Raw genomic sequence first — 15381 nt, 5'->3', positions numbered from 1 at the left:
TATAACCTATTGATTAATATGAACGAAGAAGCTTAATAGCGGTTATATTTAACCATACACCACCTGTTTTAAGTCTTGAAATTTTAAAAAAAATTGAAAAAATCACACCTATAAGAAATATTATAATTAATTAGGGCCTCCCTTTTAAATAAAAAACACTGAAATACAGTTTCTTATCAGTATTAAAGCATAAAATAAAACCCCGAAATTAGCTATATAAAGCTTTTTTCGGGGTTTTTGATTTGTTAAATTGTAGTGCCTAATCACAATTAACACTGTAATATATGAGAGATCAAGAGCTTTTCCAACCGCAAGATTACTTAACTCCAAAATGGTACTTATTCAAGAATAGCACCTTGGGGAAAGTTTATAATACTATTCCTTGGAGTCAACTTTCAGAATGTTTGCCAAAGGAAAATAGAGGCCCAGGCGCACCCCGCTGGTTTTCGGCCCAAGGCATGTTTGGTCTAATGTTTCTAAAATCTTATTTAAACCTGAGTGACGAGAAGTTAATAGAACGATTTAATACGGACTGGAGCCTTCAGCTTTTTTGCAATAAATTGTTGGATGATAACCAAAGAATTAAGGATAAGGCCATTTTAAGTAGAATCAGGACGTATATGGCTGATAATACTGATTGGCAACAACTTCAGGAAGTACTCATTCATCATTGGAAAAGAGATATGAATAATACGCATGTTCTCTTAATGGATGCCACTTGCTATGAAAGTTATATTCGTTTTCCTACCGATGTAAAACTACTTTGGGAAAGCTGTCAATGGGTGTTTGAAAAACAGCTTTACAGATGGAGTAAAATATTAGGTGTAAAACGGCCTCGCTCCAAATATATAGATCAAAAACGCAAGCAGATGTCTTACGATCGTAGTCGAAAAAAGACATACAAAGCTGGACGCAAGCGTAAAAAGGCATTGATATATCTACTGTCCAAAGGGCTTGGACAGCTGCAGTACTTACTCAATGAAAACCCACAAATACAGCTTCACTTTCAAGAGCGAGCATACCTAAAAACAATACAGAAGGTACTTGGGCAACAGCAATTCTTGCAGCATCATCCAGCTAAAGAATTGAAAAACAGGATAGTATCGCTTCCCAGACCTTATGTCAGGCCTATCGTACGAGGCAAAGAAACTAAAAGGGTTGAGTTTGGAATGAAAACCCACATGCTTCAGGTTGACGGCATCTGCTTTATTGATGCCATGGAGTTCAGGGCATTCAATGAAAGTACCAGACTAAAAATAAGTAGTTTAAAACATAGATCGATATTTGGCTCCCTTCATCAGCTGGGGGCAGATCGCATTTATGCCACTAATGCCAACAGAAAGTATTTAACAGTAAGGAAAGTGTTCACTTGCTTTCCAAAGAAAGGCCCCAAGATAAACAAACCTGAGGAAAGCAAACTCAGAAGCCTCATCTCTAACCAGAGAGCAACCGTGATGGAGGGAAGTTTTGGTACCCATAAAACGGCTTACGGCCTGAATAAAATCAAGGTTAAGGGAGAAAAACGAGAAATGATACATGTATTCTTTGCCGTTATGATGGCCAATGCTGTTAAGATGAGCAAAAAGAAATCAGAAAACATACCACTACTTCAGGCCGCCTAAACCTAAATCAGAAAAGCCTTAGGGATCGGTGTGTCTATACTATTCTAAATCGATATTCCTTCAGATTTATTAATAAAACCACTCACGATTTTGCACTTTTCGAAGACGCTAAAGCGGAAGGTGTTCAGATTTATAACAAAAAAAGCTGGACTTAATCAGTCCAGCTTTTATATCTTGTTTTGATTTATGCAATTATCAAGGGAGGCCTAATTATATTTCAACTGATTATAATACAAATTACAACCCTATTATATACAAAAACAATCAGTTTTTGGCACCTTTCTTAAGCTTTAGTAGTCCCTTTTTCACATTTACTACCGATTTGTTTTTATAACATACTTTGCCTAGGGGTTACTTTCTATTGAGTATACAGGATAAAATCTCGATTAATAAAATATTAAACCGAGAATATTTTCAAACATATACTTTTTACTTTATAGACAAACCAATACTTTTTTTAACATGAGATCTTTAATTAATACTATTTTAGCGATTTGCCTTACCGCAAGCTTTTCGATAGCGCAGAACCTCGATAAGCAAAAGACAAAAGTGGTCTATACCCAACTTCCTCTTAAGCCACTTCCTGAAGGTATTACTAAATATTGGGTAAATACAGATATTGCATATTTATATAGTGGAGACAGTAAAACTCACACTATGAATTCTATTCAAAATTCTGCCAAAATTGATCATTTAGAAAAAACAAATGATGAGGGTCTTGAATTACTAGTTCGCCTTGAGCCATATTATAAAAGCGAAGTGAAGTTTGAAACTATCACAAAAACAGAAAAAAGAGACGATAAAGAAATTTCTGTGACCTATCACTATCTAACATTCGGATATAAATACCCTCTTTATTTTGAAGTGAAATTACCTGGTGAAATGGAGCCTTTTTACTCCAAATTCGCTAAAGGTTCTGATGGTATGAGCTCCTATAGAAGTAGTGAATACAGAAGCTCATCTGCTTTACGTGGTTGGTGGAGTGACAATTACAAATCAGTACAAGCAAAACTTCGTTCTTCACTTTTTCAACAAAATGTGGACGATATGAAAGCTACATTAGCTGAGAAATTTTCATACCGAAAGAATAATTTATACAGTGAATTTCTAACTGTTAAAAAATTCAAAAAATTTGAATACAATGATTTAGATGAAGCTTGGGCTAAAGCCAAAATTGCTTTAGATAAAATATCAGAAAATGACATTGTATTTAGTACCGATTTTAATCAATCAATGCTGGAAGCAATTGCAATTTGGCAAAATGCACTTAATGAAAGTGATTTAGAAGACAAGAAAACAAGGATTAATAAAAAGGTTACTGAAGCTATTTATAATAACATATTTCTCGCATACACTATGATGTCTAACTTTGAAAAGGCTGAAGAGGTTAAACAAATAGCTGAGGAAAGAATTAACAAAAGAGCCATTGATAACTATAACGAAAACTTTTTAATCGGAAGAAAGAAAAGATTTTCAGCTAACGAAGGTAGAATCCCCGACTCTATCTAGTATAATCTAAAGTTAACGTCACCTAAACCACATTTTTTCATTAATAACAATCATAAACTATGAAGTATTTTTCTTTACTAACACTTTCTTTTTTAATCCTGATTTCATGTGGTGAATCAGAAGATAAATTACCGGATAATGTAATTGAAAATTCTGAAGGCATTATTATCGATCTTGAATGGTCTACAGGAGGATCATCAGCCCAGTCTCTTGAAGACGCTGATCTAGAATTATATCTCTATAAAGGTACTGAGGAAATCGCTAGTTCAGCAGGGTATGGCTTTGAAGATGTTTCCATTTTAAGCTACTATGGCGATGGTGCTTATACAATTAAAGTAGAACTTTATAATTCCAAAGACCGAGTGGATTACTCTCTTTACTTAAATGGAATAGATGCTAACGAAAATATGCTATATGAGAGCTACTTTTTATCCAGTGATAAAGGTGCGGTAGTAGATTACTTAAGAGTAGTAAAAGATGGAAATAGATACACAATTACAAATCTATAATCTTTAGATATAAAAAAGAGGTCATACTCTCGCGAGTTATGACCTCTTTTCTATTTTTCAATTATTTATAAATATATCCTGTTACATAGTAACGGTTTCCTTCAATTGAATATCATCAGAAGCACTTCCAACCCAAATTTCAAAATCTCCTGCTTCTAAAATCCAGCCGTGTTTAGCTTCATCGTAATACTTGAAAGCATCTTCATTTAGTTGGAAAGTGATGTTTTTACTCTCTCCAGGTTTTAATGATACTTTTTCGAAGGCCTTTAATTCTTTCACCGGTCTTTTTACTGATGATTCTACATCATGAACATAAATCTGCACTACTTCTGCGCCTTCTTTATCACCAGTATTGCTTACGGTTACATTACCAACTAAAGTATTTCCTGTTTTAGATATTTTAAGATCCTTCAATTCAAAAGTAGTATAAGACAATCCGTGACCAAACGCAAATTGAGGTTCCACATTATAAGTATCATTATATCTGTAACCTACAAACACACCTTCATTATAATGAACATTTAAAGTGTCAGCGTCACCAGGATACTCACCCATAGCATGAGCTGGAGAATCTTCTAATGACTTAGGGAATGTGAAAGTAAGTTTACCTGAAGGGTTAGCATCTCCGAAGAGGATTTTAGCCAATGCTGTTCCTCCTTCCATCCCAGGGTATCCGGCAAACAAAATAGCAGGAACATCAGCCAACCACTGGCTCACATCCATAGCTCCACCTCCCATTAGCACTACTGCTGTTTTAGGGTTAGCAGCAATTACTTTTTTGATCAATTCATCTTGCTGAACAGGCATTTTTAAGCTGGGTTTATCTACGCCTTCCATGTCATAGCGTCCAGCATTCCAGTCTGTTCCAAAACCGTGATTCCAGCCTCCAACATATACTACATAATCAGCTTCCGCAGCTGCTTTAACAGCTTCTGCCACTAAAGTTTCATTTACAGCTTCTTCTTTAGATATTTCAAAACCTGGGGCATAAGTAATCTCTACTTTATCTCCTACCACGGCTTTGATTCCTTTTAATGGTGTAATTTCATGTATCGCTCTTACCTGGCTACTGCCTCCGCCCATTGACATGCTGTAATCTGCATTAGCACCAATAACGGCTATCTTCTTCACCTCTTTGCTTAGCGGCAAGAATCCATCATTTTTTAATAATACAATTCCTTCTTCAGCTACTTTTTCAGCAGTTTTCTGATGGGCAGGTGTATTGATGCTACCACCTGGTCTTTCGTCAAACATATGAGTAGCATACATTACTCTAAGGATACGACGAACTTTATCATCAATAAGAGCTTCATCTATAGTTCCATTTTCTACTAAAGTGAGTACAGTATCTCCCATGAAAAATTTAGAGTAATCAATATTAGGCATTTGATTAAGATCAGTTCCCATTTCTATATCAGTACCATATTCCAATGCCTGTTTAGTATCATGAACAGCTCCCCAGTCACTCATTACAAGACCTTTGAAACCCCACTCATCTTTCAACACATCATTAATTAGGTATTCATTATGAGTTGCAAATTGACCTCTAAACTGATTATATGAACCCATAACAGTATAAACATTACCTTCTTTTACTGCTGCTTCAAATCCAGGCAGATAGATTTCTCTAAGGGCTCTTTCGCTCATCTCCACATTAATTGAAGATCTTTTTATTTCCTGATTATTAGCAAGATAATGTTTTAAAGATGCTGCAACACCTTGATCTTGCACTCCGCGGATATATCCCACAGCCATTTTAGAAACCAGATAAGGGTCTTCACCTTGGTATTCGAAGTTACGTCCGTTAAGCGGCGTTCTCATAATATTAATACCAGGACCAAGAATCACATCTTTGCCTCTCTTATTGGCCTCACTACCTAATACCTCTCCATAGGCGTAACCTAGTTCAGGATTCCAGGTAGAAGCCAAAGTGATGCTTGCTGGAAGATAGCTGGCAGAGTCAGTTCCTTCATTATCTAATGCCCAGTCACGGCCATGCTCAGGTCTTACTCCGTGAGGACCATCTGACATGGTAAGTTCAGGGATACCTAACCGCTCTACTCCACCAGAAGTAAAAGAAGAGCTAGCGTGGATCATTCCCACTTTTTCTTCCAATGTCATTTTGCTTATGAGATCATCAATCTCCTTTTCATGAAGCATCAAAGGATTTTTAGGCTCTTCCTTTTCTGATACCTCCGTAGTTTCTACAGTAGTACAGGCCACCATGCACAATAGCAAAGCCGCCCTTGAAAATCGTATAAAAATATTCATGAGTTGTAAATTTGTTAACAGTTAAATAGTTCTCAAAAATGCAGAAAATCTATCTAGTGAAAGGTGTTTATTTGTTGCAAAAAGGGAGGTCATATGTTAAATCCTCCCTTTGATGTATTTTTGTGTAATAATTATTACCTATAAATCACCCCTACTGTTACATTACATCTCAATTAACCGATCTTTACTGAAGTCATAGTGAGGGAGCCAGCCACCGCTCTGTCATTAAAAAACGATACTTTATCCTTATCTGTTTTTAGACCTAAAGTATACATCAGTGGGAAGTAATGATCAGGAGTAGGGATAGCCAGGCTAGCAGCTCTACCCAAAGATTCATACTTGATCAAAGGCTTATGATCTCCTGAAGTAATGAGCGATTTAAAGGTGTCATTTAACTCCAGCGCCCAATCATATCCATAAGTATCATTAATTTTATCCCAAGCTACCATTCTCAGGTTGTGAACCATATTACCACTACCGATAATAAGCACTCCTTTTTTTCTTAACTCATAAAGTTCCTTTGCCAATTCATAATGATACTGAGCTCCTTTACTGTAGTCAATACTGAGCTGTAGTACTGGTATTTTGGCATCTGGATACATGTGTCTTACTACTGTCCAGGTTCCATGATCTAAGCCCCAGTCATGATCTAACTCTACATGAGTTGATTTTAACAAACTAACTGTTTCTTTGGCCAACTCAGGATCACCCGGAGCAGGATACTGCACTTGAAAAAGCTCTTGAGGGAATCCTCCAAAATCATGTATGGTTTGAGGGAAGTCCATAGCTGTAATTTTGGTTCCGCGAGTATACCAATGAGCCGATACTACCAAGACGGCTTTAGGCTTGTGTATTTCCTGAGCCATAGAGGCCCACCTTCTTGAAAACTCATTGTCTTCTATTCCATTCATAGGCGAACCATGACCTATGAACAATACAGGCATTAGATAGTCTTGTTCTGCTAAGCCTGAAGTAAATTTATTGAAAGCTGATAAAGTTGTCATCCCTGCTACTCCTGTTAATATATTTCTTAAAAATTCCTTTCTATGCATTGAATGCTATTTTAGGGCACTTTTATGACTACGAGCACTATAAGCGCCAAACTTGTATACAAAGATAACCCTAGTTAGCAGCATAAGCCCTTGATTCAAATCAAGAAATAAGGGTAGAGCGATAATTGGAGCATTACTCTCCCTTTTCCGCTAAACGGCGCTTTATCCTACTCAAGGTTTCTGGGGTTAAACCTAAATAAGACGCTATAATTTTTTGAGGCACACGCTGAGCCAGATCACAATGACTATTCACAAAGCTGAGGTAACGCTCCTCTACTCCCGCTGTAACACTGGAATTAATACGTTTCTGTAATGCCACATAAGCATTAGTCATTTGGATACGGGTGAGCTTTTCATACTTAGGGCATACCTCCAGCATTTCCTCATGAGCCTCACTGGTAATCACCACCAACTCAGAATTTTCAATGGCTTCTATATTAAAAGTGCCTTTTTCTCCTGTGATAAAACTATATAGATCAGAAATGAGCCACCCTTCCGGAGCAAACTGAACAGTATGCTGACTTTCATTTTCATCTATGGTAAAGGCTCGCAATAACCCGATAGAAACAAAAAAGGCTGCATTACATACCTCGCCTGCATTTAATATCAACTCCTTCTTACTTACTGTGCGGGTAGAAAGATAACCGGCTATTACTTCCTCTTCTTCAATACTAAGAGGCACTTTACTCCTAAAACTTTCAAAATATGCTTTAAACATGAATTTGCGATCTCTGCTTTGCAGCTTGCAATTAAACAATTTTTAAAGAATAAGTGGTATCTTCGAATTTGTATATATTTATATCTTCAATTTAAAACCCGTTGAGACAAGATTAACTATGTCAAAAAAAATATATGTAGCCTCCCCGCTGGGCTTTTCTGAAGCAGGAAGAGCTTTTATGTATGGAAACATTATTCCAATAATAGAAGAACAGGGATATGAGATCCTAGATCCCTGGAAACTCACTTCTCGCGAGCTCATGCAACCTGTAATGGATATGCCATATGGCCCTGAGAAAAAGCAAAAATGGTCAGAGTTAAATAAAGTAATAGGAGCAAATAACGCTCAGGCTATACGTGAGTGCAGTGGTGTTGTGGCTATACTTGATGGTGTGGATGTAGACAGTGGTACAGCTGCGGAAATTGGTTTCGCTACAGCATTAGAAAAACCCATTATTGGCTATAGAGGTGATTTTAGATTATCTGCAGATAATGAAGGCTCTACTGTGAACCTACAAGTACAGTACTTTATCGAGTCTCATGGCGGAAAGGTAATTACTCAATTGGCGGATTTAAAGCCTCTTTTGAAAGAAATCTTCATGTAAAAAGAACCCAGGCCATTGATTTGCCTGGGCTTATATATTCTTTACTTCTCTGACGTCACCAAAATAGGTTCAACCTTATTCTGAAGCATTTTGGCAACCACGTAAGTGGCGCTATTAATGATTGTATTCATATTTTCTAAATCCAGCTCACTCACCTCGTCTGCTTCATCATGATAATACTTGTAATTTTCGAAGTCAAAGGTTGAAAATGTGTGACTAGGAATATTAAACTCATTGAAAAAGGCATAATTATCAGACCTTTGAAATAAACCATAGGTAGAAGCTACTGGCAAAAATTTCACAAACTCCTTCCCTGCAATTTCATTCATTTTAGCTGCACAATCTGATTTATTAAACCCGGTCATATACACCTCATTTTCTCCCGTGCTTAAGGTTTTACCTAGCATTTCGAAATTGAGCATATAGGCTAAGTCTATACCTTCTTCCTTCAGCCTTTTGGCCATATGTTTAGAACCTACCAAACCTGCCTCCTCAGCCCCAAAGAGAGCAATAATGACATTATAATCGAATTTCAATTTGCTTAGTTCTTTAGACATTTGCAGCACTGTAGTTACTCCACTGGCATTATCATTAGCTCCATTAAAAACAGTATCGGTACGACTAGGTGATGGCCCCAAATGATCCAAATGCGCTCCAATGAGAACATATTTCTTGTTTTTTGCTTTATCTCCAATAAAAGCTACGATATTGGCAGTAGACTTACCTTTCACTTGAAAAACATCTCTATAGCCTTCTTCAAAATAGGGCCTAATTCCCTCCTTCTCCAAATAGCCCTCAGTGTAACTCAGCGCTAATTCAAAATCAGCATGACCTGATTTCCTACCATTAAATTTATCAGAAGCCAACTCTTTTATTATGCCCTCTGTTTCTGCTAAAGGTTGATTTTCTTTTAAATTCTCTACGCTAAGTTTAGCTGCCGGATTACATCCAAGAATTAAAAAAACGAGTGTAAATAATGATTTTCCGTCCATTTGAATTTTAAATAATCAGTCAAGATAATAATCATGAAGTTATTTATCAAAATGAAATTCTTTTGAACGGAAAAATCACCTTGGTGAGTTTACTTCTTCTTTTCCAATCTGTACATTAATACACTATGTCCCTTTAGGTTAGCTTTCAACTTCTTTTTGGTTGAACTTTTATCCTTTTTATCCCAAAGGTTAATCAGGTTATATTCGTTACTGGAAAAATCAGGAGATAAATCATTAATTTCATCTTTCACCATTTCATTTTTCCAGTCAAATTCTATCTCTTTTTCTTCTTTAGTTCTGTTTAAAAAACATACTGCCCATTGATTATTCTGCAGTGGCTTGAACCAAACGGAAACACTGTCTTCCATCTGATATTTAAAGCCTTGAATACCTAATGGATCCTGATTTACGGCAATAACCTCTTTATTGGTAAGAATCCTTTTAGTTTCCTCACTCATATTTCTTAAATCATTCCCAGCTATTAGCGGAGATGCCAGCATAGCCCACAAAGAGAAATGTGCTTCATCTTCATTTACAGACATACCATTTCCTACTTCCATCATATCAGGATCATTCCAATGGCCAGGGCCAGCATATTTTCTTAAACCTTCCTGCATATCCAATATTTGTAATACTCCAAATGAAGACCAGTCGCCATGATTATATTCACAATCAAAGCAATTATAAATATCACCTGTAGTTCTCCATAAATGAGCTATATCTTCTCCCCACTCCCATGGATCATAAGTACCCCATTCGCACATACTAAAAACAATAGGTCTGCCGGCTTCATATAAGGCATCTCTCATGGTTAAATAAGCGCCTTTAGCTGCAAGGCCTTCCGTATTACACCAGTCATATTTAAGGTAATCTACTCCCCAGCTAGCATAAGTCTGGGCATCCTGATATTCTCGTCCTCTGCTACCTGGTTTACCTCCACAGGTTTGCCATCCGGCATCAGAATAAATACCAAATTTTAAGCCTTTAGAATGGACATAATCTACCAGGGCTTTCATACCAGAAGGAAAATGCTCTTTGTTAGGGTGTATGAAACCAAGGCTATCTCGCTCACCATGCCAGCAGTCATCAATAACGATATAGGTGTAGCCAGCATCTTTCATTCCACTCGCTACCATGGCATCAGCTGTTTCTTTTATTAAGTCCTCATTTACATCGCAGGCAAATTTATTCCAGCTGTTCCAACCCATTGGAGGGGTTTCTGCCAAGCCTTCAAACTTCTGAGCCTGAGTGAAGGACAGGGCCGTAAAAAAGACAATAGTAGTTATAAGAAGTATTTTATTCATTTTCGTCAGGGTTTAATAATTAGTTTCGATCACTAAATTATGCTTTAGGCTGGTGATGAAAGCGAGGGAAAATGCACAAACGAGGCAGCCATTTGTTTCGGTGAGGTAAACAGTATAAAAAAAGAGGCCGATCATTTTCTGTGATACGGCCTCCTTAAAGTTAAAACATGGAAAATTAAAACGTAAATTTCAGTTTGATACCTTTCTTTGCAGGCATAAAGAATCGCACCTTCCCTACTCCAATCTTATTCACTTTTACTCCATCAGCTTGTATATTAGTTATTTCTTCAGGTAATTCTATTATCACCTCTTGGCCTACAGAAGAAAAAAGCTCAACCTCCAGCATTTTTGAATTCCAGCTCATTTTTTTCAACTCAACCTGCCCTCTTAACAGAACTCCTGACAGTTCACCCTCTGGCCACTCTTCTGGCAAAGCAGGAAGTAGGGAAATTTTTCCTTGCTCAGCATACACGAGCATTTCGATAATCACGGCTGGCAAGCCTCCACTTATATCTGTATTTAAGAGGTTGCCTACATTATGGAAAGAGCCCATTCCTGATGACCAATATTTAGAAGAAAGCCATTTTACAGCATCATAGGCCTTTTCTGCATCTTTTAAGTGAGCTGCACTAAGGCCTAGCTGCACCAATCCGAAAGCCATTTCCCCGCCGCCTTCATCTTCTCTAAACTCCAATTTCTTCTCTATTAATTTCTCTGCTCCTTCTTTTAGAATAGGTTTATTCAAAATATCCGGATCCATATAGTTATACAAAGAATAGAGCTGAGAAACATGCCTGTGTCTGTAGTTATCTTCTAGTTCAGGTGATAGCCACTCTGAAAGTACGCCTTCTTCATTGACTGTGTATTCAGGCATACTTTTTAGCATAGTTTCCCACTTTTTAAGCTGCTTTTTATCCTCTCCTAATACTCGCCCTGCTGTTATTGCATTTCTCAATAGTTGCTTTGCAATCATCACATCCATGGTGGCATTAATGGCTGCTTGCGAACTATTGTTTGCAGGATTATTTTCGGGTGAATATGATGGGTTAAACAAATACTTTCCATCCTTCTTCTCAGTTAAAAAATCTTCATAAAACCAAGCCACTTTCTTCATCCATGGGTAAGAGTGTTCCTTTAAATAGGTCTTATCTCCTGTGTATAAATAATAATTATACATTATATCAGCAGCCCAGCCAGCACCACCTGTCCAAAGGGTGAGGCACCAGGTTTCGCTAAAGTCTGTAGGCCACCCTGAAGTAGAGGTATGAGCAGGAAGCACAACTCCCCTGGCATCAAAAAGTCTCTCGGCATTGTGCTCAAATTCTGGCGTATATCTTTCCATATAATTAACATAGGTAGACATAAGCTCAGGCATATTTCCGGACATCAAAGAGGCCATAGCAGATGGTAAGTTGCCATCATGAGTATAGTCTGCAGCCCAAGGCGCCGTCCAGGTGCCAGACCATAGGCCTTGAAGATTAGGAGGGTTAGCTCCCGTACTACTGATGATATTATATCTTCCCGCATCAAAAACCTTTTCTATCAAGGCCTTCGAAACTCCATTTTGTGCTGCATTTAAAAGCAACTCCTCTGTGTGCAGGCTTTTGGTATCTTTACTGCTGTGTAGATCTAGTTTCGTTCTGGAAAATATATTTCCCTGGATAGAGGTATGCCTATCCAGCAAATATTGATATTCTGGTTTTAAGTTATTGATGGCATTTTTTAGCGCTGCTGTAATGTCTTGTTGTTTACTATAATTAAGGTCAATTTTTATAAGTAAAAGCACTTTTTCTGCCTCTTTTATTACTAACTCATTACCACGCACTTCGCTCGCCCCTCCTTTCAATATAAGCTTACCGACCCCTTCATATGACTTAATACTGCCTTCATATTCCTTTTTAAAATTACTCTTATAAGTAAGCCATTTTTCGCTAGCACCTGCGGTCATGCCTTCAATATGTCCCCCAACAAAGGCCCATTGATCCCAATTTACTGGCCTGTTTTTAAAGCCTATAGTACAGTTTATCGGATGATCAGAAGTAATGGAAAGTACGATGACACTATCCGCTCTGGACACAAAAACTCTGCGGTCAAATGTACCTAAATCATCAACCCAAGTGGTTTTAGCCTCACCTGTCACAAAATCAGTAGATCTCTGATACTTACTAATATTAGCCGCTTCTTGAGTTATTTTAAGATCAAAAGCAGGAATAAAGGGATCTCTTTCATCTGCATACCCTTCAGCTTTCCTGATATCAACAGGGATTTTGGCCGCTTCTTCATATTTGCCTGCTTTGATCAGCTGCTTTATTTCTTCCATCCGGGAAGATTGATCAAAAAGCTGTTCAGACCTTTCTCTTGGCAAAAAAAGCTGCCCATGACTTAAAATAATGGTTTCTTCATGAGGATTTCCAAACACTAATGCTCCCATGGTACCATTTCCCGTAAGCAAGCCATGCTCCCAATTAGGAGCTGGAAGCCAACTGGTAAAACCCCGTTCAGCAGCATGAAAAAGATCGTTTTGTGCCTTGGCTGCTGAAATAATTCCCAGACTAATAACTATTACAATACCTAATACTATTCTTCTCATTTTATATTACCTTGAATCTCCCTTTGGGAAATTATCATCGTACTCTTATTTCTTTTTCTAACCTTATATCCTGTGACGAACTACCTATCATCACCTTGATTTTATCCTTTTCTACTACAAAATCCTTTTTCTGCTCATCCCAATACGCTAAATCTTGTGCTTTCAAAGGAATTACCACCTTTCGGGTTTCACCTGCCGGAATATACACCCTGCCAAATCCTTTTAATTCTTTAATAGGCCTCTCTACTGAAGAATTAATATGTTTTACATAAAGCTGAACTACTTCATCGCCATCAATACTTCCTGTGTTAGTGACATCAAGCTCTATCGATAACTCTCCTTCTACAGGTATACTTTTCTGATCGACCGCGAGGTTATGATATGAAAATGAAGAGTAACTCAGGCCATAGCCAAATGGATATAACGGCTCTTTTTTTGAATACATATAAGTGCGGCCATTGGTAATATCATAGTCCATCATAGGAGGCAATTGATCTAATGATTTTGGCCAGGTCTGCACCAATCTGCCTGCTGGATTTACTTCTCCGAAAAGCACATTAGCTAAAGCATTACCCATTTCCTGACTATTATGAGTCATATGAATAATGGCAGGTATATTTTCCTGAGTCCAGTTGATAGCATATGGAAAGCTACTCACCAGAACCACCACAGTATTAGGGTTCACCTCATAAACCTTTTTTATCAGTTCCTCTTCTTCCAAGGAGAGAGACCTTCTATCTACCGCCTCTCTACCGAAGCTCGGGGTATCACACACTTTCCATGAAGGGTCATTGCAATACGGATGATTACCTACCACTAATAGCGCTAAATCAGACTTTTGAGCTAACTCTACTTGAGAAGCGATATCATTACTGTCTGCTTTTAACACATTCACATTATCCTTCAAATAGTTTTTTATCCCATCAAAAGCAGAGATGGTATAAGGAGGCGTACCACTATACCAATCCAAAAAAACATCCTGTCCTACTGATCCCAGTACTGCAATTGATTTTAATTCTTCCTTCTTTAAAGGGAGAGTATTCTCCTCGTTTTTGAGCAAAACTATAGTCCGTTCGGTAACAGTACGTACCGCCTTTTTATGATCTTCTTTAAGCCAGGGCTCTTCATTTTGTTTCGCTCCGATTTGTGCATAAGGCACCATTTCCTGAGGATCCCACATGCCCAGCTTTATCATTACTCTAAAAACTCCACGTAGAGCCTCATCGATGTCTGCTTCTTTGATATATCCTTTTTGCAAAGCTCCTTCTACTCCTTTTTGGTAGTCATCGAGGTACTGATTAATTCCTGCTTTGAGCGTTCCTGCTGCTGCATTTTCTAAATCAGGATAATAATGATGACTGTTCTCCAGCATTTGAAAGGCTCCGCCATCTGTACAGATGATTCCATCTTGCCCCCACTCTTGTATCGCTATTGCTTTTAGCATAGGATGTACGGCCATAGGGATGCCATAATAAGCATTATAGGCAGCCATAAAAGCACGAGAACCGCCTTCTTTAATGCCTTTATAAAAAGGATAAGAGTAATATTCTCTAAATAATCGCTCTCCGAAGTCAGATGAAGAGCTATCTCTACCATCTTCATTACTATTAGCCATGAAATGCTTCATGAGAGAGGCTGTTTTCCAATATTTAGGATGGTCTCCTTGTAAACCTTTGGCAAAAGCCACAGTCATTTTTGCATTAAACCAGGCATCTTCACCATAGCACTCTTCCGTTCTTCCCCAGCGAGGATCACGTCCCAAATCAGCATTTGGAGCTCTTATGACCAATCCTCCTCTTTCATAATTCTTGTTTTGAAAGATAAACCGCGCCTCTTCGCTTTCTATTTCTGCTACTGTTTTAATCAGGCCAGGATCCCAGGATTCTGCCAAACCATATGCCTGTGGAAAAGTAGTAGTAGTAACCGGATGGTCTCTTCCCCACTTACCAGGTCCACCTACAGCCAGTCCGTGCAAGCCTTCCATATGACTGGTTCCGCGTATTCCGAGTCTTTCTACCGTAGGATCTGTTCCCAGGCAAGCTGCCTTTTCCTCTAAAGTCATTAGAGAAAGCGCATTATCTATCCTCTCTTCTGCTGACAAGTCAGGATTTTGAAATGGATATTTATATTGCCCTTGCCCGGCATGTGCTATCACGCACATCATTAGCCATAGCAAAACACCTACCTTATGGTATCTTTCTGCCATAACT

11 protein-coding genes are annotated in these 15381 nt (G+C 38.0%); 4 read left to right on the top strand and 7 right to left on the bottom strand.

The features are described from left to right. Window positions 1-284: 284 nt before the first annotated feature. From LVD15_RS14930 to LVD15_RS14920, 3 genes are all read left to right on the top strand, one after another. Window positions 285-1622 carry a transposase gene (locus tag LVD15_RS14930; RefSeq protein ID WP_233776029.1) on the top strand — a complete coding sequence of 446 codons (1338 nt, stop codon included), beginning with the start codon at window positions 285-287 and terminating at the stop codon, window positions 1620-1622. A gap of 462 nt (window positions 1623-2084) precedes the next feature. After that, window positions 2085-3131 (top strand): hypothetical protein, encoded by a 1047-nt coding sequence (locus LVD15_RS14925; RefSeq protein ID WP_233776028.1) that lies wholly within the window; start codon window positions 2085-2087, stop codon window positions 3129-3131. Between the two features lie 59 nt (window positions 3132-3190). Continuing rightward, window positions 3191-3640, top strand: coding sequence for a hypothetical protein (locus LVD15_RS14920; protein WP_233776027.1), 450 nt, complete (start codon window positions 3191-3193; stop codon window positions 3638-3640). Window positions 3641-3721: 81 nt separating this feature from the next. Here the strand turns inward: LVD15_RS14920 and LVD15_RS14915 are convergent, their stop codons facing one another. From LVD15_RS14915 to LVD15_RS14905, 3 genes are all read right to left on the bottom strand, one after another. After that, window positions 3722-5911, bottom strand: coding sequence for a glycoside hydrolase family 3 C-terminal domain-containing protein (locus LVD15_RS14915; protein WP_233776026.1), 2190 nt, complete (start codon window positions 5909-5911; stop codon window positions 3722-3724). Between the two features lie 173 nt (window positions 5912-6084). After that, entirely contained in the window at window positions 6085-6915 is an 831-nt protein-coding gene (ygiD, locus tag LVD15_RS14910; protein WP_233780964.1) for a 4,5-DOPA-extradiol-dioxygenase, read from the bottom strand. A gap of 181 nt (window positions 6916-7096) precedes the next feature. Beyond that, the gene (locus tag LVD15_RS14905; RefSeq protein ID WP_233776025.1) at window positions 7097-7681 is read right to left on the bottom strand and encodes a Crp/Fnr family transcriptional regulator; all 585 of its coding nucleotides are present in this window, start codon (window positions 7679-7681) and stop codon (window positions 7097-7099) included. 118 nt (window positions 7682-7799) lie between these two features. On the opposite strand from LVD15_RS14905, the gene LVD15_RS14900 reads away from it, so the two are divergent. Further along, window positions 7800-8285 carry a nucleoside 2-deoxyribosyltransferase gene (locus tag LVD15_RS14900; protein WP_233776024.1) on the top strand — a complete coding sequence of 162 codons (486 nt, stop codon included), beginning with the start codon at window positions 7800-7802 and terminating at the stop codon, window positions 8283-8285. A 41-nt stretch (window positions 8286-8326) separates the two neighbouring features. Here LVD15_RS14900 and LVD15_RS14895 read toward each other — a convergent pair whose 3' ends face one another. From LVD15_RS14895 to LVD15_RS14880, 4 genes are all read right to left on the bottom strand, one after another. Next, window positions 8327-9277 (bottom strand): M28 family metallopeptidase, encoded by a 951-nt coding sequence (locus tag LVD15_RS14895; RefSeq protein ID WP_233776023.1) that lies wholly within the window; start codon window positions 9275-9277, stop codon window positions 8327-8329. A gap of 89 nt (window positions 9278-9366) precedes the next feature. Continuing rightward, window positions 9367-10581 carry a glycoside hydrolase family 27 protein gene (locus LVD15_RS14890; RefSeq protein ID WP_233776022.1) on the bottom strand — a complete coding sequence of 405 codons (1215 nt, stop codon included), beginning with the start codon at window positions 10579-10581 and terminating at the stop codon, window positions 9367-9369. 175 nt (window positions 10582-10756) lie between these two features. Continuing rightward, window positions 10757-13171, bottom strand: coding sequence for a glycosyl hydrolase family 95 catalytic domain-containing protein (locus tag LVD15_RS14885; RefSeq protein ID WP_233776021.1), 2415 nt, complete (start codon window positions 13169-13171; stop codon window positions 10757-10759). A 34-nt stretch (window positions 13172-13205) separates the two neighbouring features. Continuing rightward, on the bottom strand, window positions 13206-15377 hold the full coding sequence (locus tag LVD15_RS14880; protein ID WP_233776020.1) for a glycoside hydrolase family 3 C-terminal domain-containing protein: 2172 nt from the start codon (window positions 15375-15377) through the stop codon (window positions 13206-13208). Between the last annotated feature and the right edge of the window lie 4 nt (window positions 15378-15381).

Source organism: Fulvivirga maritima (assembly GCF_021389955.1).
Lineage (GTDB): Bacteria > Bacteroidota > Bacteroidia > Cytophagales > Cyclobacteriaceae > Fulvivirga > Fulvivirga maritima.
The sequence above is the reverse complement of the archived record's forward strand: the minus strand, read 5'-3'. Positions and strand labels throughout refer to the sequence as shown.

Excerpts from the sequence above, each read along its gene's own strand:
- LVD15_RS14900 (WP_233776024.1), top strand. The coding sequence starts at position 7,800 with ATGTCAAAAAAAATATATGTAGCCTCCCCGCTGGGCTTTTCTGAAGCA.
- LVD15_RS14925 (WP_233776028.1), top strand. The coding sequence starts at position 2,085 with ATGAGATCTTTAATTAATACTATTTTAGCGATTTGCCTTACCGCAAGC.
- LVD15_RS14890 (WP_233776022.1), bottom strand. The coding sequence starts at position 10,581 with ATGAATAAAATACTTCTTATAACTACTATTGTCTTTTTTACGGCCCTG.
- ygiD (WP_233780964.1), bottom strand. The coding sequence starts at position 6,915 with ATGACAACTTTATCAGCTTTCAATAAATTTACTTCAGGCTTAGCAGAA.
- LVD15_RS14880 (WP_233776020.1), bottom strand. The coding sequence starts at position 15,377 with ATGGCAGAAAGATACCATAAGGTAGGTGTTTTGCTATGGCTAATGATG.
- LVD15_RS14885 (WP_233776021.1), bottom strand. The coding sequence starts at position 13,171 with ATGAGAAGAATAGTATTAGGTATTGTAATAGTTATTAGTCTGGGAATT.
- LVD15_RS14895 (WP_233776023.1), bottom strand. The coding sequence starts at position 9,277 with ATGGACGGAAAATCATTATTTACACTCGTTTTTTTAATTCTTGGATGT.
- LVD15_RS14920 (WP_233776027.1), top strand. The coding sequence starts at position 3,191 with ATGAAGTATTTTTCTTTACTAACACTTTCTTTTTTAATCCTGATTTCA.
- LVD15_RS14915 (WP_233776026.1), bottom strand. The coding sequence starts at position 5,911 with ATGAATATTTTTATACGATTTTCAAGGGCGGCTTTGCTATTGTGCATG.
- LVD15_RS14930 (WP_233776029.1), top strand. The coding sequence starts at position 285 with ATGAGAGATCAAGAGCTTTTCCAACCGCAAGATTACTTAACTCCAAAA.
- LVD15_RS14905 (WP_233776025.1), bottom strand. The coding sequence starts at position 7,681 with ATGTTTAAAGCATATTTTGAAAGTTTTAGGAGTAAAGTGCCTCTTAGT.